This is a genomic window from Chromobacterium sp. ASV23 (assembly GCF_016428945.1).
In the GTDB taxonomy this organism is placed as follows: domain Bacteria; phylum Pseudomonadota; class Gammaproteobacteria; order Burkholderiales; family Chromobacteriaceae; genus Chromobacterium; species Chromobacterium sinusclupearum.
Window position 1 is genome coordinate 1 of sequence record NZ_JAELTR010000282.1, and the last position, 264, is coordinate 264.

The window sequence follows — 264 nt, forward strand, 5'->3', positions numbered from 1 at the left end:
CTGGGGAGTACGGCCGCAAGGTTAAAACTCAAAGGAATTGACGGGGACCCGCACAAGCGGTGGATGATGTGGATTAATTCGATGCAACGCGAAAAACCTTACCTGCTCTTGACATGTACGGAACTTGCCAGAGATGGCTTGGTGCCCGAAAGGGAGCCGTAACACAGGTGCTGCATGGCTGTCGTCAGCTCGTGTCGTGAGATGTTGGGTTAAGTCCCGCAACGAGCGCAACCCTTGTCATTAGTTGCCATCATTAAGTTGGGC

General features: G+C 53.0%; 1 rRNA gene. It reads left to right on the plus strand.

Features of this window, described 5'->3' with window-relative positions:
* A 16S ribosomal RNA gene (locus JHD59_RS22625) occupies window positions 1–264 on the plus strand; the annotation flags it as partial.